The organism is Nostoc sp. LEGE 06077, assembly GCF_015207705.1.
GTDB lineage: Bacteria > Cyanobacteriota > Cyanobacteriia > Cyanobacteriales > Nostocaceae > Nostoc_B.
Map to the genome: position 1 here is coordinate 1 of NZ_JADEWI010000025.1, position 22510 is coordinate 22510.

General features: G+C 41.3%; 22 protein-coding genes and 1 tRNA gene. 15 read left to right on the forward strand and 8 right to left on the reverse strand.

What is annotated here, in order from left to right; all coding sequences use genetic code 11:
• Window positions 1-120: 120 nt before the first annotated feature.
• Entirely contained in the window at window positions 121-1170 is a 1050-nt protein-coding gene (locus IQ244_RS16820) for a CBS domain-containing protein (protein ID WP_193896055.1), read from the reverse strand.
• Between the two features lie 771 nt (window positions 1171-1941).
• Here IQ244_RS16820 and IQ244_RS16825 point away from each other — a divergent pair.
• Window positions 1942-2268: an antibiotic biosynthesis monooxygenase gene (locus tag IQ244_RS16825; protein WP_193896057.1), complete on the forward strand. Its 327-nt coding sequence runs from the start codon at window positions 1942-1944 to the stop codon at window positions 2266-2268.
• A 163-nt stretch (window positions 2269-2431) separates the two neighbouring features.
• Window positions 2432-3871 (forward strand): FAD-binding domain-containing protein, encoded by a 1440-nt coding sequence (locus tag IQ244_RS16830; protein ID WP_193896059.1) that lies wholly within the window; start codon window positions 2432-2434, stop codon window positions 3869-3871.
• Between the two features lie 383 nt (window positions 3872-4254).
• Here IQ244_RS16830 and IQ244_RS16835 read toward each other — a convergent pair whose 3' ends face one another.
• Window positions 4255-4527, reverse strand: a complete 273-nt coding sequence (locus tag IQ244_RS16835) for a GlsB/YeaQ/YmgE family stress response membrane protein (RefSeq protein ID WP_193896061.1) — start codon at window positions 4525-4527, stop codon at window positions 4255-4257.
• A gap of 403 nt (window positions 4528-4930) precedes the next feature.
• Between IQ244_RS16835 and IQ244_RS16840 the strand changes: the two genes are divergently transcribed.
• Window positions 4931-5143 carry a bromodomain-containing protein gene (locus tag IQ244_RS16840; protein ID WP_193896064.1) on the forward strand — a complete coding sequence of 71 codons (213 nt, stop codon included), beginning with the start codon at window positions 4931-4933 and terminating at the stop codon, window positions 5141-5143.
• 168 nt (window positions 5144-5311) lie between these two features.
• On the opposite strand, the gene pyrE is transcribed toward IQ244_RS16840, so the two are convergent.
• Window positions 5312-5932, reverse strand: a complete 621-nt coding sequence (gene pyrE, locus IQ244_RS16845) for an orotate phosphoribosyltransferase (protein ID WP_193896066.1) — start codon at window positions 5930-5932, stop codon at window positions 5312-5314.
• Window positions 5933-6033: 101 nt separating this feature from the next.
• Here pyrE and IQ244_RS16850 point away from each other — a divergent pair, with 101 nt between their 5' ends.
• The gene (locus IQ244_RS16850; protein WP_193896068.1) at window positions 6034-6450 is read left to right on the forward strand and encodes a hypothetical protein; all 417 of its coding nucleotides are present in this window, start codon (window positions 6034-6036) and stop codon (window positions 6448-6450) included.
• 184 nt (window positions 6451-6634) lie between these two features.
• On the opposite strand, the gene IQ244_RS16855 is transcribed toward IQ244_RS16850, so the two are convergent.
• A tRNA-Ile gene (locus IQ244_RS16855) sits at window positions 6635-6707 on the reverse strand.
• A 190-nt stretch (window positions 6708-6897) separates the two neighbouring features.
• Between IQ244_RS16855 and IQ244_RS16860 the strand changes: the two genes are divergently transcribed.
• Both IQ244_RS16860 and IQ244_RS16865 read left to right on the forward strand, forming a co-directional pair.
• On the forward strand, window positions 6898-7593 hold the full coding sequence (locus tag IQ244_RS16860) for a hypothetical protein (protein WP_193896070.1): 696 nt from the start codon (window positions 6898-6900) through the stop codon (window positions 7591-7593).
• Between the two features lie 98 nt (window positions 7594-7691).
• Window positions 7692-9041 carry a hemolysin family protein gene (locus IQ244_RS16865; protein WP_193896072.1) on the forward strand — a complete coding sequence of 450 codons (1350 nt, stop codon included), beginning with the start codon at window positions 7692-7694 and terminating at the stop codon, window positions 9039-9041.
• 56 nt (window positions 9042-9097) lie between these two features.
• Here IQ244_RS16865 and queC read toward each other — a convergent pair whose 3' ends face one another.
• Entirely contained in the window at window positions 9098-9772 is a 675-nt protein-coding gene (gene queC, locus IQ244_RS16870) for a 7-cyano-7-deazaguanine synthase QueC (protein WP_193896074.1), read from the reverse strand.
• 494 nt (window positions 9773-10266) lie between these two features.
• On the opposite strand from queC, the gene IQ244_RS16875 reads away from it, so the two are divergent.
• The 4 genes from IQ244_RS16875 (at window position 10267) to IQ244_RS16890 (ending at window position 14171) form a co-directional block, all read left to right on the forward strand.
• The gene (locus IQ244_RS16875) at window positions 10267-11346 is read left to right on the forward strand and encodes a Gfo/Idh/MocA family oxidoreductase (RefSeq protein ID WP_193896076.1); all 1080 of its coding nucleotides are present in this window, start codon (window positions 10267-10269) and stop codon (window positions 11344-11346) included.
• A gap of 314 nt (window positions 11347-11660) precedes the next feature.
• Window positions 11661-12275, forward strand: coding sequence for a DedA family protein (locus IQ244_RS16880; protein WP_193896078.1), 615 nt, complete (start codon window positions 11661-11663; stop codon window positions 12273-12275).
• 223 nt (window positions 12276-12498) lie between these two features.
• Window positions 12499-13647, forward strand: coding sequence for a ParM/StbA family protein (locus tag IQ244_RS16885; RefSeq protein ID WP_193896080.1), 1149 nt, complete (start codon window positions 12499-12501; stop codon window positions 13645-13647).
• 5 nt (window positions 13648-13652) lie between these two features.
• Window positions 13653-14171 (forward strand): plasmid segregation centromere-binding protein ParR, encoded by a 519-nt coding sequence (locus IQ244_RS16890; protein ID WP_193896082.1) that lies wholly within the window; start codon window positions 13653-13655, stop codon window positions 14169-14171.
• Between the two features lie 312 nt (window positions 14172-14483).
• On the opposite strand, the gene IQ244_RS16895 is transcribed toward IQ244_RS16890, so the two are convergent.
• Entirely contained in the window at window positions 14484-14636 is a 153-nt protein-coding gene (locus tag IQ244_RS16895; protein ID WP_187308241.1) for a hypothetical protein, read from the reverse strand.
• A 170-nt stretch (window positions 14637-14806) separates the two neighbouring features.
• Here IQ244_RS16895 and IQ244_RS16900 point away from each other — a divergent pair, with 170 nt between their 5' ends.
• Window positions 14807-17572 carry a tetratricopeptide repeat protein gene (locus tag IQ244_RS16900; protein ID WP_193896084.1) on the forward strand — a complete coding sequence of 922 codons (2766 nt, stop codon included), beginning with the start codon at window positions 14807-14809 and terminating at the stop codon, window positions 17570-17572.
• A gap of 486 nt (window positions 17573-18058) precedes the next feature.
• On the opposite strand, the gene IQ244_RS16905 is transcribed toward IQ244_RS16900, so the two are convergent.
• Together IQ244_RS16905 and IQ244_RS16910 are read right to left on the reverse strand one after the other, a co-directional pair.
• Window positions 18059-18448, reverse strand: coding sequence for a PIN domain-containing protein (locus IQ244_RS16905; RefSeq protein WP_193896086.1), 390 nt, complete (start codon window positions 18446-18448; stop codon window positions 18059-18061).
• Window positions 18435-18680 (reverse strand): AbrB/MazE/SpoVT family DNA-binding domain-containing protein, encoded by a 246-nt coding sequence (locus IQ244_RS16910; protein WP_193896193.1) that lies wholly within the window; start codon window positions 18678-18680, stop codon window positions 18435-18437. Before IQ244_RS16910 ends, IQ244_RS16905 begins: the two co-directional genes overlap by 14 nt.
• A 166-nt stretch (window positions 18681-18846) precedes the next feature.
• Between IQ244_RS16910 and IQ244_RS16915 the strand changes: the two genes are divergently transcribed.
• The 4 genes from IQ244_RS16915 (at window position 18847) to IQ244_RS16930 (ending at window position 22467) form a co-directional block, all read left to right on the forward strand.
• Window positions 18847-20283: a phosphoglucomutase/phosphomannomutase family protein gene (locus IQ244_RS16915; RefSeq protein ID WP_193896088.1), complete on the forward strand. Its 1437-nt coding sequence runs from the start codon at window positions 18847-18849 to the stop codon at window positions 20281-20283.
• A gap of 75 nt (window positions 20284-20358) precedes the next feature.
• Window positions 20359-20943: an RdgB/HAM1 family non-canonical purine NTP pyrophosphatase gene (gene rdgB, locus IQ244_RS16920; protein WP_193896090.1), complete on the forward strand. Its 585-nt coding sequence runs from the start codon at window positions 20359-20361 to the stop codon at window positions 20941-20943.
• Window positions 20944-20995: 52 nt separating this feature from the next.
• Window positions 20996-21466 carry a CRR6 family NdhI maturation factor gene (locus tag IQ244_RS16925; protein WP_193896093.1) on the forward strand — a complete coding sequence of 157 codons (471 nt, stop codon included), beginning with the start codon at window positions 20996-20998 and terminating at the stop codon, window positions 21464-21466.
• An 80-nt stretch (window positions 21467-21546) separates the two neighbouring features.
• The gene (locus tag IQ244_RS16930; RefSeq protein ID WP_193896095.1) at window positions 21547-22467 is read left to right on the forward strand and encodes a Yae1 family protein; all 921 of its coding nucleotides are present in this window, start codon (window positions 21547-21549) and stop codon (window positions 22465-22467) included.
• Window positions 22468-22510: the final 43 nt, after the last annotated feature.

Here is a 22510-nt window from a genome sequence, read left to right on the forward strand (position 1 = left end):
TGTGTCACTGATGTGAGACAGAATTGACTGTAGGTTGTTCATGGGTAGTTTGGTTGCATAGCATCAAGAGCTATGTTAGCGTACCTCATCCGCTAACTACTCTCCCACACCTTTTTTCCTTCACCCGCGATATTCAATTTCGGTCGGTTCTCCAGCTAAATGTTGTACCATCATTTGAGCAACGCGATCGCGATCAGCTGGATATACCGCATCCATCCACGATAGCGGCTGTGCATACAAACTTTGGCGAGAAAGACCCCAAATTTCCTCATAAGCCGGATTAACATACAAAAATTGCCCTGTTTGGGAGTCTTTCCACCAAATCAGAGATTGAATATTGTCGACAAAATGATGAAATTTCGCCTCGCTTTCCCTTAATGCGGCTTCTTTTTGTTCGCAATAAAGCTTTTCTTTATTGTGCCAGCTTTCCTCAGCTTGCTGGTATTCCCATATTTTCTGTTGCAACAGCTTATTTTCTGCCACTATTTTTTCTAATTCATCATGAGTTTGGTACAGTTTTTCTTCTACCATCTGAAGTTTTTTACGAGTTTGTTCAAGTTCTTGATGAATTGATATGAAAGTAGGTAATTTGGATTCTCTTTCTGGCTGGCGATGATGAATAGAACAACTTATGCCATTGGTTGTTCGATAATTATTTTGTGGTTGCTGTAAAGCTGTTTTGATCCTAACTATTGTGTCACGCTTAAAAGCTTGCAGTAAAACACTAGCAGTAAGAATTCCTGTTAATTTTTCTTGGTGATCCACAATTGGCAAATAACTAATTTGATAGTGACGCAACAGTGACCAAGCTATGAATATATCTTTTGCATAGCTTTTGCTGAGAGTGATCAATGCTGTCACCATCACTTCAGATACTTTTCTCTGGGTAATATCTACTCCAGCCGCAATAATGTTTACTATATCTTTTGCCGTGATTATCCCCAACAAATATCCAGAATCGACGACCAAGACACAACTATTTTCTTGCTGATTATAGATGTCCAGCTTTAAATATCTACTTAAGCTAGGTAGAGATAAATTTTGAGTTTTTTTCTGACTCATCAAAACAATAGCATCGACTATGTAGCTATCAGGGCTAATAGTTAAAGGATAATGATTAATCAGATGATTTAAATTCGGACAATTAATTAGCTGCTCTTGTAGTCGCATAGTTAATTAGTCTATTTAATGTATGTTCTTGACTTCAGAACAAGGTAGTGGATGAAAACCACAGTAAATGAAAGATGAATATCATTTATTAAAAATTAATAGAGCCTTATACAAAATTAACTGCAAAAATGGAATTTTTTGCTTCAAGGCAATGTTTCTCTAGTCTTAGACTAATTATCTAATGGGGGTATTCAAACTCATTCTATTGTTAAATGCTGGATAGATGATCCATTGAGTCAAAAAATAAATTGTACGTATTGTCAGTGTAAAACTGCTTGAGTCACTCACCATGTAACTTTTTATTCTTCTGTTTAAATGAGTAAACTTATTAACCATGCTAGTTTTTAAACATTTTCCCAATATCAAAATCAGTAATTATGTTTTTAAAGCTACACAATATAGGCAGTAATCAATTTGGAGAAAATATTAATTTTTCTTATTTACTGCTTAATTAAAAAAGATCCAGCCATATTGATCAGTTTGTGGAATAAAATTGCCAAAATGGCAAGTAAAAAACCAGTTTGCCGAAATTGAGATTAGCTGAGGTGCGTTCAATTTGTAAATTCTCTGGTTAAGATTGTCATGAGTCATTTCTCTCTAGTTTAGTAATTTAAGTTAAATAAAGTAAAGTTTAAGTTTTACTTATTTTTGCTGTGATGGCTCTCGATAATGATATTTTAGTTTTTCAGATAAAAAAGTAAAATCAAAATAATTTGTCAAATAAATTACAACTAAATCTGTAAAAAGACTAAAGACACGGAGGAAAATTTTATGGATTTTCAAGATTTTCTCAGACATAAATTTACTCATGTGGCAATGGGCGAATTTCAGCCTGGTAAATTTGAAGTTGCTAAAAAACTTTATGAAGAAGCTGTATTAACCTATACAACAGGTTTCAAAGGAGCCTATCTTTTACAAGAACCAGGAACTGACAGAGGCATATCTATAATTTTTTGGGAGAGTGTAGAAGATATGGAGGCTAATCAAAATGAAGTTTATCAACACATTTTGAAAAAGATGATGCCTTTATTTGTCGAGCCACCAAAGACGATAGTCTATGAACTAGTTTGTGAAATTAACCCGAAAGATGAAGTGTGAAGTGAGAAATTTCAACTTTTAGTGTAGCGGGGCGTTGAGCAGCGTGCTGAGTTAAAAATACTACTCTCGAATCTCTCTTTCCGACCTACTGCTTGATATAGTTCATCAAGGCTACTTACTGCTAGGATTTAGCATAGTACAAGTGAACTGTAATAGGTATGGAATGTCTGAGTTAATTCTATTTTGGCATCGTCGGGACTTACGCATTTCTGATAATACCGGACTAGCTGCGGCAAGGAGGCAAAGTCCGAAAGTGGTGGGTGTATTTTGTCTTGATCGCAATATTCTTGAACGTGATGATGTTGCGCCTGTCAGAGTAAAATACATGATTGGCTGTTTACAGGCATTACAAGAGCGATATGCCCAAATTGGTAGCCAATTGCTGATTCTCTATGCTGATCCTCTGCAAGCAATTCCCGCTTTGGCTAAAGCTTTGAATGCCAAAGCTGTGTTTTGGAATTGGGATGTAGAACCATATTCTCAAGTACGCGATCGCACTATAATTGACGCACTCAAAGAGAAAGGCATTGAGTTTCTCACCGAAAATTGGGATCAAATCCTCCACTCTCCAGATGAAATTCGCACAGGTAGCAATTCGCCTTACACGGTTTATACCCCTTTTTGGAAAAATTGGATTAGCAAACCAAAAGCGCCACTAGTAGAAACCTTACAAACCGCTGAAGGATTAACACCAGCCGAACAAGAAATAGCCAAAAACACAGGTGCAATTCCCTTACCCAGTGCCAAAGATTTAGGATTTATCTGGGATGCTGAGTTAATTTTGCCCCCAGGCGAAATCGCCGCCCAAACAAGGTTAGAAAAGTTTACCTATAAAGCTATTACCGAATATCAAGAACAGCGCAACTTCCCCGCCACAGATGGTACATCGCAACTAAGTGCCGCTTTGAAATTTGGCGCAATTGGGATTCGTCATGTTTGGCAAGCCACAACACAAGCACAAGAAGATAGCCGCAGTGAAGAAGCAACCACTGGTATCCGTACTTGGCAACAAGAACTAGCATGGCGCGAATTTTATCAACACGCCATGTATAATTTCCCCGAATTAGCTGAAGGTGCTTATCGTGATGTCTTCAAAAACTTTCCTTGGGAAACCAACGACGTACACTTCCAGGCTTGGTGCGAAGGTAGAACAGGCTACCCCATCGTAGATGCAGCCATGCGGCAATTAAATGAAATCGGTTGGATGCACAACCGTTGTCGGATGATTGTTGCTAGTTTCCTCACCAAAGACTTGCTAATTAGTCCGCAATTAGGCGAAAAATACTTTATGCAAAAGCTAATTGACGGTGATTTATCAGCCAATAATGGCGGTTGGCAATGGAGTGCATCAAGTGGGATGGATGCTAAACCTGTGCGAATTTTTAATCCGGCTAGTCAAGCACAAAAATTTGATCTAGATGGCGAATACATCCGCCAATGGCTGCCAGAATTAAGATCTATAGATACTGAATATTTAGTAACTGGGAAAATTACGCCTTTAGAGCGTTGCGCTGTTGGCTACCCTGAACCAATCGTTGATCATAAACAGCGGCAACAGCAATTTAAACAGCTTTATCAACAGCAGAAAGAAGCAATTAGGTAGATTGGTAGAAATAAAGTTGACTATAGCAATCCTAAATGAGTTGTGAACAATCTTCTTTTTAACGAACTGCAAAGAGCGATCGCATAGACGCGATAGCGGCTACTCTACCCTTCGGGAACGGCTTCGTCGAACGAGAACGCCTGACGGCGAACCCGCAGAGTAGGACACGAAGAAGGATAATAAAGAGAGTAAAATGAATTTCACGAATGATTTAAGATTGCTATAACTCAGGTTTTTATTTGTTATTAGTCATTTTTCATTGGTAAAAATATAATAGCGTTAGCCTAATTTGAGACTAACGCTATCTTTTTAAATAAATTCAGGGATAAAATATTAACGAATGCTCCCTGAAGCTTATCATAAATTAAACCAAAATAAATCAATTAAACAGTACTACGACGAGTTAGCAAGTTCCACAAGAAGACGGCGACAATAGCACCTAAAACCGCTACTAAAATACCAGGGATGCTAAGAGTAGGGGCTGCTAGTGCAAAATTCCCCGTACTGAAGAATACTCCTAAGCTACCACCAACAAATGCGCCAATAATTCCTAACAAAATTGTTCCTAAAATGCCGCCACCTTGATGACCAGGGTAGATAGCTTTAGCAATAGCACCAGCAATTAAACCTAAGACAATCCAAGCAAGAATGTTCATTTGTTTTTTCTAGTTAATTTTCTCTCTGACAATTACAGATTAGCAAGTTTAAGATAGGCAGCCAATCTATCATCAGCATTAATTATGTTTAGCCTGAAGAGGTAGTTAAATTGTTCTGATTCCTTTGGGCATATACCGAAATCAAGATAGGTAAAAACTCAAGAAAAAGCCCATAGCTGCTGTGAAACTATGGGCTGATTAATTCATTGCTTGGTAATTGCAGTATAGGCATTTATAATTAGCTCTATCCTCTACTAGAAGAATTAGGCTGAAATGAGAATTATGAAGATTATTAACAAGAAAAAGAGGAATTTATTTCCACCTCTGGTAGAGTGTAACCATCAATTACCCACATAGGATCAATACAGTCAGACCCAAGCACAATTTCAGCATATTTCAATTTATGACATTTAATTACAGATGGAAAAATGGCGCTCGACCAAATCGGGATGAAGCAATTAGACACAAATATTTGTTAGATGAAACCCAGTTTGAAAATGATCAAGACCGACAATTAGCAGAGGATTCTGCCAGGCGGTTATTGGGTGTACCTTTACCCACGTTAGATGAAGATAAATCAGTATTGCCTCAAGCTGACCCAGATAAAAAAGTATAAATGACCTTGATGCTGGAATATTGGGAAGTTATTCCGAATCAAAATTAAAGCGATCGCTCGAAAATACAATTTAAAGATATAGGGGTGTAAGTGTTCAAAACCTTTACACCCCTATATTTCTACAGCCAAAAGCTTCTTTTCTCAATGTTTGACGGTTAACTTAGTGGCTTAACCCGCTAATTCCCGATACCTTTGTTGAACCTCTTCAATTTCAAACAACGCTTCAAACTTTAAACCAACAGACTGGTAAAGTTCTGCGCCTCCTTGCTTGCGGTCTACTAGTCCAATTACTTGTTCAACGATATATCCTGCATCTTTCAGGCGATTTACCGCTTTTAGGGCAGACTGACCAGTTGTCACCACATCTTCCAAAACAACGATTTTTGTACCTTCTGGTAAAGTGGGGCCTTCAATATAAGCTTTCGTTCCGTAACCTTTGGCTTCTTTGCGGATAATTAGTGCTGGGATGGGGCGGTTTTCATAAACAGAAACCACGCTGACTGCTGTCACAATTGGATCTGCACCTAATGTTAAACCTGCCACAGCTTGAGTATCCGCAGGTAGTAAGGGAAATAATAAACGCCCAATAGCTAAAGCACCTTGAGGATGGAGAGTCACCTGGGTTTTATTGATGTAATAAGAACTACGCAGCCCTGAAGCCAGCACAAAATCACCTTCTTGATAGGCGAGTTGGCAAAACAAATCTAATAGCTTGTGGCGCAAAGTAGCTAAGTCAGCAGTGGCTGACCAAATATCAGCCTGGGTAAGGGTTTCAGTAGAATGCGTCATTACAAATGATTATCAGTTGTGCTACACCAAAGGTTGAACTCATCAGAGTTCTGCAATTAAGCATAAGTTAAGATTTGCTCAAAATTGAGGAGTTAAGCAAGATGGGTATAAAGTTTAAACCCTTTGGTGGTTTTTTTGTGCTTTTAGCTACAGGGTTGATTGTTCCCTCTGTGGCATCTGCTGAGACAGCAACACCCAATTATGAAACAGCTAATGAAGCATTTGAGCGAGCTTATTTCCGTCACGATCGCAATTTTTACGAAAATAACACTCCCAAGCGCCAACTACAAAATTTTCTGGGTAATGGTTCCGGTTTCAAGGATTCTTTTCCAGAGAATGAAATAGCCCGTGATGCTGAATTGATGAACACACTCTATCGTGATGTTATGACTCAGCAAGTCGGTAATGACCCTTATCTACGCACACCAGATTTACCCAATCCTTATGATACTTCTTTACTTGCATCCCCTCGCTTAAATAGTAACAAGCTCAAAGTCGGTACAGAATTCCGCTTTTAGAGTGCTGAGTCACCGAACTTTGCTCAACGCGGGGAACCCGCGCACGCAACTTCTCGCTGAGTGCTGAGTGGTTAAAAGAAGTGATTAGAAGCTTGTCGAAGTATCACACTCCAATTCAATTCTGAATTCTGACTCCTGAATTCTGAGTGATAAAACTTATCACTCAGCACTCAGCACTTAAAAATCCAGGGTGCAGGAGTTGAACCTGCCTTGGGCGAATTATGAGTTCGCTGCCTCAACCGCTCGGCCAACCCTGGTCGAATATCAATTTTATCTCAAATTTACTATTTGTCTACCCTTTTATCACAGTTTATCAGATTTTTATACTACATAATTTAATTATGAAATCATGCACACTATGATTGATTAAGTTCCTTTAAGGATTGAGGTACATAGCTTCAATGCTCTTAATATAGACCAGCATTCTTCAGCAACAGCTTATCAGCGATGAAAATAAATTCTACTGTCATACTGACGTTGATTCTGTTAATCCTGATGTTGGGCGCAGGGTCTGTAAGTGCGTTTTTAGGTTTTAATTTGGGAAGCTTGGCTCTTAAAGGAGTTTCAACCCCAGATGGTCGCCCTACAACCAAATTCGCCAGCGCTAAGACCAATAACTCCCAACAACCAGGAGTAACGTTATTAAAAGAAGAAGAAATATTAAAAATTGTTAAGTCTCGGATCGATGGTAAGACTAAAGCCGCTAAATCAGAAAAATTGGAAGACGAAGACGAAGATATTAACAACAAACAGAAGCCACCAGAAAAGCCGCAGGAAGTAGAAGAAAAACTCCAACCAGGATTTCCGGTGAATGCCGAAAGTGATGGTGTAACGTTTGCAGTGCAATCGGCGCGTTATTCTGGAGGCGATTTACTTTTAAAAGTCAAAATGCAGAATAAAGGAAAAGATTCTGTACGCTTCTTGTATAGTTTTTTAGATGTGACCGACGACAAAGGCAGAACCCTGAGTGCTAGTACAGAAGGTTTACCAGCGGAATTACCTGCAAATGGCCCAACATTTTCAGGTACAGTGATTATTCCTACAGCTTTACTGGATGATGTGAATAAAGTATCTCTGTCTCTGACAGATTATCCAGCACAAAAACTCAAGTTAGATGTATCTGACATTCCTGTAGCAAGGTAGGGCTGGGAAGTAAAAAGTAAAAAGTAAAAAGGCAAAAGATTCTTTTTACTTTTACCTTTTACCTTTTTACTTTAAGTGAATTTACACGAGCTTTGGCAGTGATTGGTTTTCCTGGTTTAACTTGGGCAGATGTAGGGCTGCGATTATTATCAGTACTACTGCTGATTGCCATCAATGCCTTTTTTGTAACAGCAGAGTTTTCGATGGTGACAGTCAGGCGATCGCGGATTCACCAGTTAGTTAAGGCGGGTGACATTCAAGCGATCGCAGTTGAGACACTGCAACGCAGCATTGATCGGGTGCTATCGACAACACAGTTAGGCATTACCCTTTCGAGTTTGGCATTGGGCTGGATTGGCGAAAGTACAATTGTCGTACTGGTTAGTACATGGTTGAAATCCTGGCCTTTACCAGCCACAACAACTAACTTTATCGCCCATTCCCTGTCAATTCCCATTGCCTTTTTTTTGGTAGCCTATTTGCAAATTGTCTTAGGGGAATTATGCCCAAAATCGTTAGCGCTGCTATATTCTGAACAACTAGCGCGATTTTTAGGCCCTTCCGTTAAAGCGATCGTCCGTTTTTTCAGTCCCTTCATCTGGATTCTCAACCAATCAACTTTTTGTTTGTTACGAATTTTTGGCATTGAATACACAGGTCAAAGCTGGAGACCACCAGTTACCTCAGAAGAATTACAGATGATCATTGCCACAGAACGGGAATCTACTGGCTTAGAACACTCTGAACGTCAACTCCTGAATAATGTCTTTGAGTTTGGTGATGTCACAGCCCAAGATGTGATGATTCCTCGGACGGGCATTATCGCCTTACCCAAAGATGCTACCTTCCAGAATTTACTCCAGGAAATGACCACTACAGGTCACTCCCGCTATCCGATCATTGGCGAATCTTTAGACGACATTCGCGGGATTGTTTACTTCCGCGACTTAGCCCAACCCTTAGCGATGGAGAAACTAACTTTTACATCCCATCTCCAACCGTGGATGCGCCCCGCCCGATTTGTGCCAGAAAACACACCCCTGAGTGAACTATTGCCGATGATGCAACAAGAAAAACCAGCTATGGTCATCGTCGTCGATGAATTTGGCGGGACTGTAGGGCTAGTGACTATCCAAGATGTGATTGGCGAAATTATTGGCAATACAGGGGAACCAGAAAACAGCGAAGACTTGTTGATTGAGATTGTGGATCAAGACACATTTTTGGTACAAGCACAGATTAATCTCGAAGACCTCAACGAAGTTTTAAATCTCCGTTTGCCTTTAACTAGGGAATATCAAACCTTGGGTGGTTTTCTACTTTATCAATTGCAGAAAATGCCCACCAAAGATGAAATTTTATTTTTCGACAATCTCCAATTCACTATAGTCTCAGTTGTTGGGCCAAGGCTGCACCAAATTCAAGTACAACGCTTACCGCAGGGATGAAGCAGGGGTGCAGGGGTGCAGGAATATCTAACTCCCCATTCACTACTCACCACTCCCTAAGCATAAGGAACTGGGTCTGTTAAGCCTAATTCATCAAAAGCTGCCAGCCGCAAGCGACAAGAGTCACAGACTCCGCAAGCTACATCACCGCCGCTATAGCAAGACCAAGTTAAATTCCAAGGAACGCCTAATTTGTTACCAAGCTGGATAATTTCAGTTTTTTTCAGATTAACCAAAGGGGCGACGATCTCAGTTGGTTGGCCTTCTCGGCCTTGCTTGGTTCCCAGGCGAAATACTTCCTGCATTGCCTGGATGTAATCTGGACGACAATCAGGATAACCGGAATAATCTAAGGCATTCACACCGATGTAAACTCTTTCAGCGGCGATCGCTTCTGCATAGCCCAAAGCAAAGCTTAAAAATATGGTATTCCGGGCAGGGACATAAGTTACAGGAATATTTTGCGCCATTTCATCCAAAGAACGTTCTTGGGGCAAATCGATTTTGTTGTCAGTCAGTGCTGAACCACCCCATTGTCGTAAGTCAAAATTGACCACCTGATGTTCTACTATCTGGGCTATTTGCGCTATTTGCCTGGCTGAGTTTAACTCTCGGCGATGTCGCTGTTGATAATTAAAAGAAATTGCGTAACACTCACAACCATCAGCCTTGGCTTGATACAGTACAGTAGAAGAGTCTAATCCCCCAGACAACAAAATTACGGCTTTCATCTTAGCTGCCAAATTTTTAGATTTTCAATTGCCAAATCATCATATTAAAAAATTAGAAATTACCCTCACTAGTCTTTTTTTCTTTCATCATGTACCAGTTTATAAACTGGACTATTACCTCAGTGTGATTCTTGCTATTTTTGTAGATTTACTGACCAAAAAAATATTTATTTACAACCTTTTTTGTTGGAAAATATACTGGTAAACAATTGCCTAACTGACATTGAGAAATTTTCACCTACAATTTAGTTTATGTTTAAAGTTAATAAAAAAACACATTAGCTATTGTGCAAAGAGCAAAAAACTGATTGATTTAAAACTGAACATAAAAAAGACAGCCAGATTGCGGGAACTATCGCAAACTTTGAAATTCTTCATAAACAGAGCCTCTATGTTACCATCTGGATGGTTTTAGACGGATCATAACTGGCTGTTCAGTATAAATGCCAACGGCCGCAGCGTCTCTAAATTTGGTGGTTGAGGAGAGAACAATAGTGCAAAATAGCATGTCAGTGGCAGAATCAAATTCATACACACAGCGCAATCAACCAAGACCGATTCGCGTAGGCGTAATCGGGGTGGGTAACATGGGACAACATCATGCCCGCGTATTGAGTTCAATGAAAGATGTTGAACTAGTCGGTGTGGCAGATATCAATGTTGAAAGAGGCTTAGAAACCGCCAGCAAATACAAGGGGCGTTTTTTTGAAGATTATTGTGACTTGCTCCCCCATGTGGAAGCAGTGTGCATCGCCGTACCTACTCGTTTGCATTATGCTGTAGGCATTAATTGCCTGTTAGCTGGAATTCACGTTTTAATTGAAAAGCCGATCGCTGCTAGTATTTCTGAAGCAGAATCGCTGGTCAATGCCGCAGCTGAATCTCAGTGCATTTTGCAAGTAGGTCATATTGAGCGCTTTAATCCGGCATTTCGGGAACTGAGTAAAGTCCTGAAAACTGAAGAATTGCTGGCGCTGGAAGCTCACCGAATGAGTCCTTATTCAGATCGGGCAAATGATGTGTCCGTAGTACTGGATTTAATGATCCATGACATTGACTTAATGCTTGAATTAGCTGCCTCTCCAGTTGTAAAACTGACAGCAAGTGGTACTCGTGCTTTAGACTCTGGTTATTTAGATTATGTGACAGCCACCTTGGGATTCGCCAATGGCATTGTTGCTACTCTCACAGCCAGTAAAGTCACTCACAGAAAAATTCGTCGCATTGTTGCTCATTGTAAGAACTCCTTCACAGAAGCAGATTTCCTCAAGAATGAAATTCTGATTCACCGGCAAACAACCACCAATTTAACTGACAATCGTCAGCTGCTTTACCGGCAAGATGGTTTGATTGAAAAAGTTTATACCACTAATATTCAACCTCTTAGTGCAGAATTAGAGCATTTTGTCAATTGTGTCCACGGTGGAAATCAACCTTCTGTCGGTGGAGAACAAGCTCTGAAAGCCCTAAGATTAGCCAGTCTAATTGAGCAAATGGCTTTAGAAGAGAGAGTTTTTAACCCATTAGATTGGCAATCTGAATCTAGGGTACAATCTTTAACTTCCACAATCTAACAGTTCTGCTCAATTGAATATATGAAATATTTAGGGGCGTAATCATTGCGCCCCTAAAATTTGGCGGTTATTACAGGTTACAGGTTACAGGTGATAAGTGACAGTAGGGGAAATTTATTTTCCTAGTGTTGGGAACTAGAACTGGATTGAAGGAGTATTTGTTCTCTTCCTACTCCCTTGCTTTTTAAAATTGCGATCGCCGGAATAATTTGGCGATTTTGTCCCCAGTGTGTACTGATTATAAGTAAAGTTTTAAGAAGATTAACGCTAGATTAGGCAATTAAACTTGTGCAGCAATTTTAGGAATAGACTCGATGCTCGAATGGATTACCAATACTATCAGTTCCTTGGGTTACGTAGGCATTGCGCTGTTAATGTTCGTAGAGAACTTATTTCCCCCTATTCCCTCAGAATTGATTATGCCCCTGGCTGGATTTACCGCTAGGGCAAATCCAGACAAATTAAATATTTTAGGAGTCTTTTTTGCCGGAGTGGTAGGTTCTGTAGCTGGCGCACTTGTATGGTACTATCCTGGTAAGTTTTTGGGCGAACAGCGCTTAAAAAGGTGGGCTGATCAGTACGGCAAGTGGTTAACCATATCCAGCAAAGATATTACCAAAGCAAAACACTGGTTTGATTCTCAAGGTAGCAAAGCAGTGTTAATTGGTCGTCTTGTACCGGGAGTCCGTACTTTGATTTCCGTACCGGCAGGCATTAGCAATATGCCTTTGCTACCATTTTTATTTTATACAACCTTGGGTAGTGCTGCCTGGGTAGGTTTGTTAACATACTCAGGATACGTGTTGGGTAGCCAGTATGAACTTGTGGACAAGTACCTTGCGCCAGTATCAAAAATTGTGCTTGGGAGCTTGGTTTTGGCATTTGTAGTCTGGATACTCAAGCGTCGGCGAAAAAAGACTAGACACTAAAATACACAACCCTAATTTAAAGTTGATTTAAAGTTGGGGGGTTACATCTGGTAAAAATTCGCCTACACTATGCCAAATAATGCTGAATTTGCGATCGCCTAACTCAGCGTTAGGCGTATTCGTAGTTACACTTGACGAAACCTAGAATTTCTGGTATCTCGCACGTTTGTATGTAAGATGAGCAAGTTAAATTTTGACAGTTAAGAAAGGACTAGGAGCTTTCATGACAGACCAACCTTCCGCCGCTACCCCAATGAATGCTGCTGCTATCCCACTCAACCGGGTTTCAGCATCTACCCCAATTAATACCGCGACCAATATTAAGCCCAATGGTGGTTCTAGCAAATCCATTCTCAGTGTGGACTTAGGCAGAACTTCCACTAAGACTTCTGTCAGCCGCGAACCAGGTAACGTGGTTTTCATCCCCGCCAATGTCAAACAAATGTCAATGGAAGAAGTACGGGGAGGTATTTTTGAAGCCCGTGCAACAGATCCTTTAATGGATTTGTGGATGGAATATCAAGGCAGTGGCTTTGCCATTGGTCAATTAGCCGCCGACTTTGGCGCAAATCTCGGAGTCGGTAAATCTAAGGTAGAAGATGCACTGGCTAAAGTTTTGGCCTGTGCTGGCTATTTCAAGCTGAAAGACGAAATTTCCATCGTCTTGGGTCTACCCTTCCTCTCCTTAGAGCAGTTTGAAAAAGAAAAGGCTCAAATCACCAGTCAGTTAACTGGCCCTCACATAATGAATTTTAGAGGCGAAACAGTCTCTCTAAATATCAATAAAGTTTGGGTCATGCCTGAAGGGTACGGTAGTCTTCTCTGGTGTGAAGCTCAACCTAAAAAAAGCGCTTCCAGCCCCGACTTTACTAAAGTATCGGCAGCCATTGTTGATATTGGACATCAAACCATCGATTTGTTGATGGTAGATAATTTCCGCTTCGCACGAGGAGCTTCTAAGAGTGAAGACTTCGGGATGAGCAAATTCTACGAAATGGTAGCTAAGGAAATTGAGGGCGCAGACAGCCAATCTCTAGCGCTCATTTCTGCCGTTAACAAACCCAAGGGAGAACGTTTTTATCGTCCTAAAGGCTCTAGCAAGCCCGCCAACCTTGATGATTTCCTCCCCAACCTGATTGAAATGTTTTCTCGTGATATTTGTAGCCGTGTCCTTGCTTGGCTCCCTGAGCGTGTGACTGATGTGATTATCACTGGTGGCGGCGGCGAATTCTTCTGGGAAGATGTGCAACGTCTGTTGAAAGATGCCAAAATCAACGCTCATTTAGCTGCACCATCTCGCCAAGCGAACGCCTTGGGGCAGTATATTTATGGAGAGGCGCAATTATCCGCCGTTCGCGCTGCTAGGTCTTAAAGCCAATGTTCCAATGGTCAAAAAAAGTAGTTAAATCGGTCACGTTCAACCCAGAAGTTGCAGACGAAAGCTTGTTGTCGCTAGTGGAAAACCATTTAGAGCCTCAACCAGAAAAGTCTTTTAGCGACCTCTGTAAAGAAGCCCTATGGCAATTTTTATGTGTCCCGGAAGCTGTCAAACCTGCTTCCAAACCAATAGCCGCAGAGTCGGTTGAACAGAAAATCGATGAACTGCAACGCCAAGTGGCTGACCTAGAGGAACGTTTTTTCGCTAAGGAATCGAATCGTTTGGAGGCGATGGAACGCCATATTGTGCAACTCACGCAACAAATGGCACATCTGGCCATCTTGGTGACAGAGCGACCGCCGATTATTCACCATCAGCCTCCAACTTCACCAGCGCCAGCGCCTGTAGTGTCAACAGTACCAGTCAAGGAAATGGTGAACACTACCCACGCTGCTACGGCTCCTGAAGATGTTGACCCTGTTATTAGTCGTCTCAGTCAGTTCTTAGATGATTTTTAAGAGACGGTTTGGATTGTGAGTATTATTATTTTTTGGAGATCCTTAGTAGTGCAGACTATTAAGGATTATTAATTTACGCGATGTGCAACTTATTCTTGAAACCCCTCTCCACACCTCTCCCCGAAACGGAGAGAGGCTTTGAATATTGCTTCCCTTCCCTTGTAGGGAAGGGGTTGGGGGTTAGGTTTGAGAGAAAGTAGCACACGGCGTTAATTTTTATCGTGAGCGATCGCCTAACATGATTCAATTCCTGAAACTCTTCAGATACCCGACTTCTTGAAAAAGTCGAGTATCTAAGTCTACATAATAAATTTAGAGCGATCGCTTCAAATCATCTTCTTCTGTTTGCAGCAATTCCCAAATTAATAATGCAAGTTCAATCACCAGTCCTGAACCTGGGATGAACAAGTCAGCAATTAGGGGAATCAGAAAAAATGCGATCGCCATCAGTTTCTTAGCTTTCATTTACTTTGCCTCAAACGCTGAAGCAAAGGTAAATTTGGGGTAGTAACGGAAAGCAAAAGACGCTGTTTGTTGGCGGTGATGCGTGAATCTGCTGAGGTTCGAGTTTGGGGATGCTAGATTAAGTTTGGGGAATCCCGAAACTTTGTCGCAAATTTGGGCAAGAATAACCTATGGCGCGTCCTAGCTATGGTGAAGAAGTCGAAGCGCGGGTAAGAACACTTTTAGAAAAGTTTTTGGCTTATGCCAATGATGAGTTAGAAGACAGTGAACTTTATAAAATTGCTCTTAATTGGGAAACGCCACAGCAAGTAATAGTCAGAACACAGTTAAGAGTTCTGGCGAAACTTAGTGGTTTGACTAAAGAACAAGTCCGAGAAGCATTAAAACGACTTGAGGATTTTTTAGGCATTCTGAAGGATGAGCGCGAACATGAGAAGGGTTCCGAAAACTGGCACTTTCGCCTGATGCTTTGGCATGATAAAAGCGGCAAAGAAGGGAATTTGCAGAAATTTGATGCAGAATGGCAACGCCGACGAGAAGAATTACCCGGTGTGCAGCGTGAGAAAGGTAGGAAAACTCAACCCAAGCCTACCCGTTACGAAAATATTCCCTTGAGTGGGGTAGTGGAGTTTGTCGGACGTGAAGCGAAATTGCAAGAACTCCATCAGTTGTTGCAGTCAAATCAACAGGTAGCGATCGCCGCTATTGCGGGGATGGGTGGAGTCGGAAAGACAGAGTTAGCTTTGCAATATGCCAATTCTCACCGCGTGACTTATCAAGGCGGAATTTGTTGGTTATCCGCCGTGCAGGATGTGGGGTTACAACTGGTTCAGTTTGCTATGAATAAGCTGCAATTGAACATCCCAGATGATTTAGATTTAGTTGGGAGAGTCCAACACTGCCTGACAAAATGGACTGAAGGTGAGGTTTTACTGGTAATTGATAACGTCACTAACTATCGAGAAGAAGTTAGATGTTATTTAGAGTCTGTTCCTTCCCGGTTTAAGCAGTTAATTACCACGCGGGAAAAATTACAACCGCCGATAGTGCGATTAGATTTAGATGTGCTGACACCACTAGCGGCAATGCAGTTATTAAAATCTATAGTTGGTAGAGAAAGGCTGCGGCGTGAGGCGTTAGTTGCGAGAAAGCTTTGTAAGTGGTTGGGATATTTGCCACTGGGTTTAGAATTAGTCGGGCGTTATTTGTTAGGGGATGAGGAATTATCCCTAGCAGAAATGCTGCAAGACTTGGAAACAGAGCGTTTGAAAAATCTTGCTTTAGTTGAAGTTCCCCAAGAAATGAAGACTGAATTGGGTGTTACGGCTGCTTTTGAGTTGAGTTGGCGACGGTTGCGAGAAAATGCCCAACATTTAGGCTGTGTTTTGAGTTTATTTGCTTTAGCTCCAATTCCTTGGGAGTTGGTGGAGGGGATAACAATAAATAATGAGGCGCACAATTGGAAACAAGCCAGACGTGAGTTGTTACAGTTACATTTACTTCAGTCCAAAGGTGAGGGAATTTTTCAATTACATCCTCTGTTGCGGGAGTTTTTTAAAGATAAGCTTACAAGTTTAGAGCAGAAAGAGGAATTTAAGCGAAGCTTTTGCAGGGTAATGGTAGCAGTTGCTCAAGATATTCCTCAAAACCCTATACTTGAGCAAATTAAGAATGTCGCCCCAGCAGTACCTCACTTAACAGAAGTAGCAAATCATCTCATTCAGTATGTCAGCGATGAAGATTTATTTTGGACTTTCATTGGCAACGCTCGATTTTACGATGGTCAAGGATTATATACTCAGGCTGAACCTTGGTTTGAGCAGTGTCTAGAAATCACTAAAAAACGCTTGGGAGAGGAACATCTATCTGTCGCCACTAGCCTCAACAACCTAGCAGAACTCCACCGTTCCCAAGGCAGATACAGCGAAGCAGAACCCTTTTACATCAAAGCTTTAGCACTGTGGCGCAAACTCCTGGGAGAAGAACATCCATCTGTCGCCACTAGCCTCAACAACTTAGCAGCACTCTACCATTCCCAAGGCAGATACAGCGAAGCCGAACCCCTTTACATCCAAGCTTTAGCACTGTGGCGCAAACTCCTAGGAGAAGAACATCCCGATGTTACCGCTAGCCTCAACAACTTAGCGGAACTCTACCGTTCCCAAGGCAGATACAGCGAAGCCGAACCCTTTTACATCAAAGCTTTAGCACTGTGGCGCAAACTCCTGGGAGAAGAACATCCCCATGTTGCCGCTAGCCTCAACAACCTAGCTCTACTCTACCATTCCCAAGGCAGATACAGCGAAGCCGAACCCCTTTACCAACAAGCTTTAGCACTGTGTCGCAAACTCCTGGGAGAAGAACATCCCCATGTCGCACTTAGCCTCAACAACCTAGCGGGACTCTACGAATCCCAAGGCAGATACAGCGACGCTGAACTCCTTCACCAACAAGCTTTAGCACTGTGGCGCAAAATCCTGGGAGAAGAACATCCCGATGTCGCACTTAGCCTCAACAACTTAGCTCTACTCTACTCCTCCCAAGGGAAATACAACGAAGCCGAACCCTTGTACATCCAAGCTTTGGTACTCAGACGCAAGCTCCTGGGTGAAGAACATCCAGATGTTGCTACTAGCCTCAACAACCTAGCAGCACTCTACCGTTCCCAAGGCAGATACAGCGAAGCCGAACGCCTTAACATTCAAGCTTTGGCACTGAGGCGCAAGCTGCTGGGAGATGAACATCCAGATGTTGCACAAAGTCTCAATAACCTAGCGGCACTCTACCGTGATCAAGGCAGATACAGCGAGGCTGAACCCTTGTACATACAAGCATTAGATATTTTTGAGCATCGGTTAGGCGCAAATCATCCTAATACTGTTGCTGTACGTCAAAGTTTAGAAGATTTACGCGATCGCCTCAACTCACAACAGTAAAATTCATGTTCCTAACCTCATCAATCAAGCTTTCATCTCCAAGTTTCGTGTTCAGAACGAGAACGTTCCTGTTTCAAACAAGAATGTTCCTGTTTCAAACAAGAATGTTCCTGTTTCAAACAAGAATGTTCCTGTTTCAAGTGAGAACGTTCTTGTTCTAAATGAGAATGTTCTTGTTCTAAACGAGAACGTTTCTGTTTTAAGTGAGAATGTTCGTGTTTAAAACGAGAACTTTCCTACTCTGAGGTGGAATGATGGTGTTGTGAGGGCGATCGCTTGAGCTTTTTACTCGAAGTTTCGTGTTTGCAGGTGGAATGATGGTGTTGTGAAGGCGATGTCTGACGACAAGCTGCAAGCGTCTACGCTCTAGTTTAATTGTAGAATAATCAGATCAATAATGAATTAGTATAAACTTACCGATGAATCAAGAACTGACTCAAGCGTAGGCGTAGCCCGCCGCAGACATCGCCTGTTACAAAATTAGGATTATTCAAATAAATTAAATCCGTTTTCGTTTTTCAACTTTTTGTCAAAAGTTGCTGTAGAAATACAACCAAAATTTTGAGCAACTGCACCAATTAAATAATCAGAAAAATCTGCTTTTCCCTGATTGAACTGTTGTAATGCTCGATAAATTACAGAGCGATTTTCCATCTCAAAAGTTGAACATTGCAGCATCAAAGCAATAGTGTTACTAATTTCTTCTCTACTAAATTGATAAGGCTTTCCTCGTAAAACCCAAACCAATTCACAAAGAACTATGTTAGCGACAAAACATTGCTCTCCTCCTTCGATAATTTCAGCAGCTTGTCGCCACTGCTGTTCATCATCTTTGGTCAAATAGCGCACTAAAATATTTGTATCAACTGCAATCACTTGCACCTTCTTGAATTGCTGTTTCCATTTCTTCTAAAGTTGCACTTTTCATCCTTGGGCGCTGTAAAATCCCGGATAAACTTTGCACCGAAACATTAAGGGGAATCAATTTCACTGTGCCATTTTCATCAATAATAAAATCAACTTTGCTACCTATATCAAGATTAAGATAATCCCTAATTTCTTGAGGAATAGTGACTTGTCCTTTGGAGGTAACTTTGGAACTAGACATCATGCAAATTCCTTACATACACTCTTAATTTTTATATGATAACGAAAATCAGCGATCGCACTCCAATACTAATTTCTCAGCAATCAGCGCTAGTAAATAGACTCTTTTTTTACTCGATTTACTGAACAAGTGCTAAAATCCTCAGATGGACAGTTAGGATACCCCAATGCCAGTTGTAGCTAACGCAATCAAATTTGGTACAGATGGCTGGCGAGGCGTAATTGGTGAAGAATTCACCTTTGAACGTCTTGCTCTGGTAGCGCCAGTAGCCGCTCAAGTCTTATATGATACTTATTACTCTACAGTTGGTAGCCGGACTATCATAGTCGGTTACGATCGCCGTTTTATGGCGGAAGACTTCGCTCGTGCTGTTGCTGATGCTGTTACCGCCGTCGGATTTGATGTTTTGCTGAGTGAATCATTCGCCCCAACTCCGGCTTTTAGCTGGGCTGCAAAACAACTTAATGCTTTGGGGGCGTTAGTAATTACAGCTAGTCATAATCCTGGTTCATATTTAGGATTAAAAGTCAAGGGATATTTTGGTGGTTCGGTATCACCAGAAGTTACCAAAGATATCGAAGCATCATTATCGCAGGGAGTCGAGAAAGCAGCGACTCCTGGAAAGTTAGAAAAATTTGATCCTTGGCCTAGTTACACCAAAGGGCTAGAAGGTAAAGTTGATATTACCAAAATTCGAGGAGCGATCGCCTCTGGTAATCTGACGGTATTCGCTGATGTGATGCACGGTGCAGCAGCAGGCGGACTAGCAAGATTATTAGGTGATCAAGTCAAAGAAATCAACAGCAACCGTGACCCGTTATTTGGTGGCGGTGCGCCGGAACCATTACCAAAATATCTTTCTGGCTTATTTGAAGTTATTAAAAGTCACAAACAAACTAATCCATCTGGTTTAACGGTTGGTTTAGTATTTGATGGAGATTGCGATCGCATTGCCGCAGTAGATCAAGACGCTAACTTCTTAAGTTCGCAGATATTAATCCCCATATTAATTGACCACTTAACTTTGCGCCGTGGTTTTACAGGGGAAATCATTAAAACTGTCAGCGGTTCTGATTTGATTCCCCGTGTGGCAGCATTACACAATTTATCATTGTTTGAAACACCAGTCGGGTACAAATACATTGCCGATAGAATGTTAGTCGCCCAAGTATTACTGGGTGGCGAAGAATCCGGTGGTATTGGCTACGGTAGTCATATTCCCGAAAGAGATGCGCTACTTTCAGCATTGTATGTATTAGAAGCAGTTGTTGAATCTGGGCGAGATTTGGGGGAATATTATTCCTACTTGCAACAACAAGCAAATTTTAGTTCCGCCTACGATCGCATTGATTTACCCTTAGCTAGTATGGAAGTGCGATCGCGTCTTTTACAACAACTGCAAACCCAACCATTAACAGAAATTGCGGGTAAAGTAGTCACTGATTGTCAAACAATCGACGGTTATAAATTCCGCCTTGCAGACAACAGTTGGTTAATGATTCGTTTTAGCGGTACTGAACCAGTTTTGCGCCTCTACTGTGAAGCCGCAACCATCGAGGAAGTACATCAAACCCTTGATTGGGCGAGACAGTGGGCAGAATAATATCAGTGAACAGTTATCAGTTGTCAGTTATCACGTTTAATTGTTAACTGTTAACTGTTAACTGTTGACTGAAATATGACCAAATTACTCGTAGTCGCTACAAGCAATGCAGGTAAGTTGCGGGAAATGCAAGCTTATCTGGCTAATTCTGGTTGGGAATTAACGCTGAAACCAGAAGAACTAGAAGTTGAAGAAACAGGTGAAACCTTTGCAGCCAACGCTTGTTTAAAAGCCTCAGAAGTCGCCAAAGCTACAGGAGAATGGGCGATCGCCGATGATTCTGGTTTAGAGGTAGATGCTTTGAATGGTATACCAGGAGTATATTCGGCGCGTTATGGCAAAACCGACGCAGAGCGAATTTCTCGGTTATTAACAGAATTAGGTAATGAAAGTAACAGACAAGCACAATTTGTCTGTGCAGTTGCGATCGCCCGTCCTGATGGTGAAATAGTTTTACAATGCGAAGGGATTTGTCGAGGGGAAATTCTTCATGCAGCCCGTGGTGATGGTGGTTTCGGCTATGATCCTGTGTTCTACGTTCCCGAAAAGCAGTTAACCTTTGCTCAAATGTCACCAGAGGTAAAAAAATCAGTTAGCCATCGTGGTAATGCGTTTGCAGTGTTAATCCCACAACTGAGTACAATACTGAGTGCTGAGTAAAGTTTCGACTTTCTATTCTTATTGACTTAGCAATTACCATTTACAAATTACTATGGCTATAGCGATCGCACTCAATACAGACTCAATTAATACCTTAGATTTGTCCCCCGCTTTAACGGTAATTGAACCACTGCTGCAAGAGGGAGTCGCTGCCTATGAACAGCAATTAAGCTTTGATATTGATTATCCTCTCGAAGCTGGAGATCCCCGCGAACTTTCCGAAATTCCAGAGTTGCGGCTGTGGTTTATTCGCTTAGATGCTAAATATCCTTGGCTACCTTTTTTACTCGATTGGAAAGCCGGGGAATTAGCCCGTTACACCGCCATGCTTGTACCACATCAATTCAGCACTAAAGAAGGCATTCAATATAATCCTGAAGCATTAGAAATATTTTTAATGCACAAAATATTTGTTTTAACTGATTGGTTAAAACAACAAGAAATCCCCAGTTCAGCGCGGCTCAAATCTATGGCGCAAATACTGGGTTATGAATTAGATGATGGCTTTTTTGAAATGTTTTAAATAATAGTTTACAGGCGAATTTTGCTGTTCGCTTGTAAACATAAGATTATTTTATTTACCGTTTGAAATAGCAAAAATGAATGACTCGATTTATTCATGACCAATTTGCCAAAGACTATCTAGAAGAACTCCTGAAAACTTATGGGACAGTAGAAGCACCGAGGAGAGTAGCCGGAGAAGTACGAGAAATTGATGTTTTATTTTCTCCGACAATCCAAGAAAACTCAAATTTAGAATTACTAGGACTATTAGGGCGGTTAGCTGTTACTCCTGCTCTTTTTGAACCGTTTCGTAATGCAGCATCAAAAGAAGAAATTTGTGATTGCCTTTTGAAACTACTAGAAGTGAGAGGAGAAATTCAAAGAGAAGCAAACCGGAATAGAACCCCGATTCAAGAATCGCAAATTCCCAAATTATGGATTCTCACACCAACTGCATCTGCATCACTACTGTCGGGCTTTGGTGCCACTCAACAATTAGAATGGTTATCAGGAGTACATTTTTTACCAGAATACTTGCGAACAGCGATCGTGGCTATTCATCAATTACCGCGTACTCAAGAAACTCTATGGTTAAGGATTCTTGGTCGAGGAAAAGTGCAGAAACAAGCAATTGATGAATTAGAAACGCTACCATCAAATCATCCATTTCGCAGAGCAACGTTAGAATTGCTGTACAACTTGCAGCAAAACTTAGTAATATCCCCAACTCCAGAAGAAGATGATAGGGAATTAATTATGCGACTTACACCGTTGTATCAACAAGATAAAGAACAAGTTAGACAAGAAGGGCGACAAGAAGGGCGACAAGAAGGGCGACAAGAGGGAATTAAACAAGGAGAACGCCTTGTGGTAGAAAATTTACTCCAAGTGCGCTTTGGCTCAGTAGACGATGATTTGCAAGCAATTATTGAACAAGTATTAGCTTTATCGCCAGCCGAATTCACTCCTTTACTTATGCAATTATCACGAGAGGAATTAATTGCTAGATTTAGTAGATAATATTGATAAATAAAAATGGTGTGGTGCTGACACTGGTTAGTCA

Coding starts and splice junctions, on each gene's coding strand:
- IQ244_RS16885 (WP_193896080.1), top strand. CDS start 12,499: ATGACAGACCAACCTTCCGCCGCTACCCCAATGAATGCTGCTGCTATC.
- IQ244_RS16895 (WP_187308241.1), bottom strand. CDS start 14,636: ATGAAAGCTAAGAAACTGATGGCGATCGCATTTTTTCTGATTCCCCTA.
- rdgB (WP_193896090.1), top strand. CDS start 20,359: ATGACCAAATTACTCGTAGTCGCTACAAGCAATGCAGGTAAGTTGCGG.
- IQ244_RS16850 (WP_193896068.1), top strand. CDS start 6,034: ATGGGTATAAAGTTTAAACCCTTTGGTGGTTTTTTTGTGCTTTTAGCT.
- IQ244_RS16910 (WP_193896193.1), bottom strand. CDS start 18,680: ATGTCTAGTTCCAAAGTTACCTCCAAAGGACAAGTCACTATTCCTCAA.
- pyrE (WP_193896066.1), bottom strand. CDS start 5,932: ATGACGCATTCTACTGAAACCCTTACCCAGGCTGATATTTGGTCAGCC.
- IQ244_RS16820 (WP_193896055.1), bottom strand. CDS start 1,170: ATGCGACTACAAGAGCAGCTAATTAATTGTCCGAATTTAAATCATCTG.
- IQ244_RS16825 (WP_193896057.1), top strand. CDS start 1,942: ATGGATTTTCAAGATTTTCTCAGACATAAATTTACTCATGTGGCAATG.
- IQ244_RS16835 (WP_193896061.1), bottom strand. CDS start 4,527: ATGAACATTCTTGCTTGGATTGTCTTAGGTTTAATTGCTGGTGCTATT.
- IQ244_RS16930 (WP_193896095.1), top strand. CDS start 21,547: ATGACTCGATTTATTCATGACCAATTTGCCAAAGACTATCTAGAAGAA.
- IQ244_RS16880 (WP_193896078.1), top strand. CDS start 11,661: ATGCTCGAATGGATTACCAATACTATCAGTTCCTTGGGTTACGTAGGC.
- IQ244_RS16830 (WP_193896059.1), top strand. CDS start 2,432: ATGTCTGAGTTAATTCTATTTTGGCATCGTCGGGACTTACGCATTTCT.
- IQ244_RS16925 (WP_193896093.1), top strand. CDS start 20,996: ATGGCTATAGCGATCGCACTCAATACAGACTCAATTAATACCTTAGAT.
- IQ244_RS16900 (WP_193896084.1), top strand. CDS start 14,807: ATGGCGCGTCCTAGCTATGGTGAAGAAGTCGAAGCGCGGGTAAGAACA.
- IQ244_RS16890 (WP_193896082.1), top strand. CDS start 13,653: ATGTTCCAATGGTCAAAAAAAGTAGTTAAATCGGTCACGTTCAACCCA.
- queC (WP_193896074.1), bottom strand. CDS start 9,772: ATGAAAGCCGTAATTTTGTTGTCTGGGGGATTAGACTCTTCTACTGTA.
- IQ244_RS16860 (WP_193896070.1), top strand. CDS start 6,898: ATGAAAATAAATTCTACTGTCATACTGACGTTGATTCTGTTAATCCTG.
- IQ244_RS16840 (WP_193896064.1), top strand. CDS start 4,931: ATGACATTTAATTACAGATGGAAAAATGGCGCTCGACCAAATCGGGAT.
- IQ244_RS16915 (WP_193896088.1), top strand. CDS start 18,847: ATGCCAGTTGTAGCTAACGCAATCAAATTTGGTACAGATGGCTGGCGA.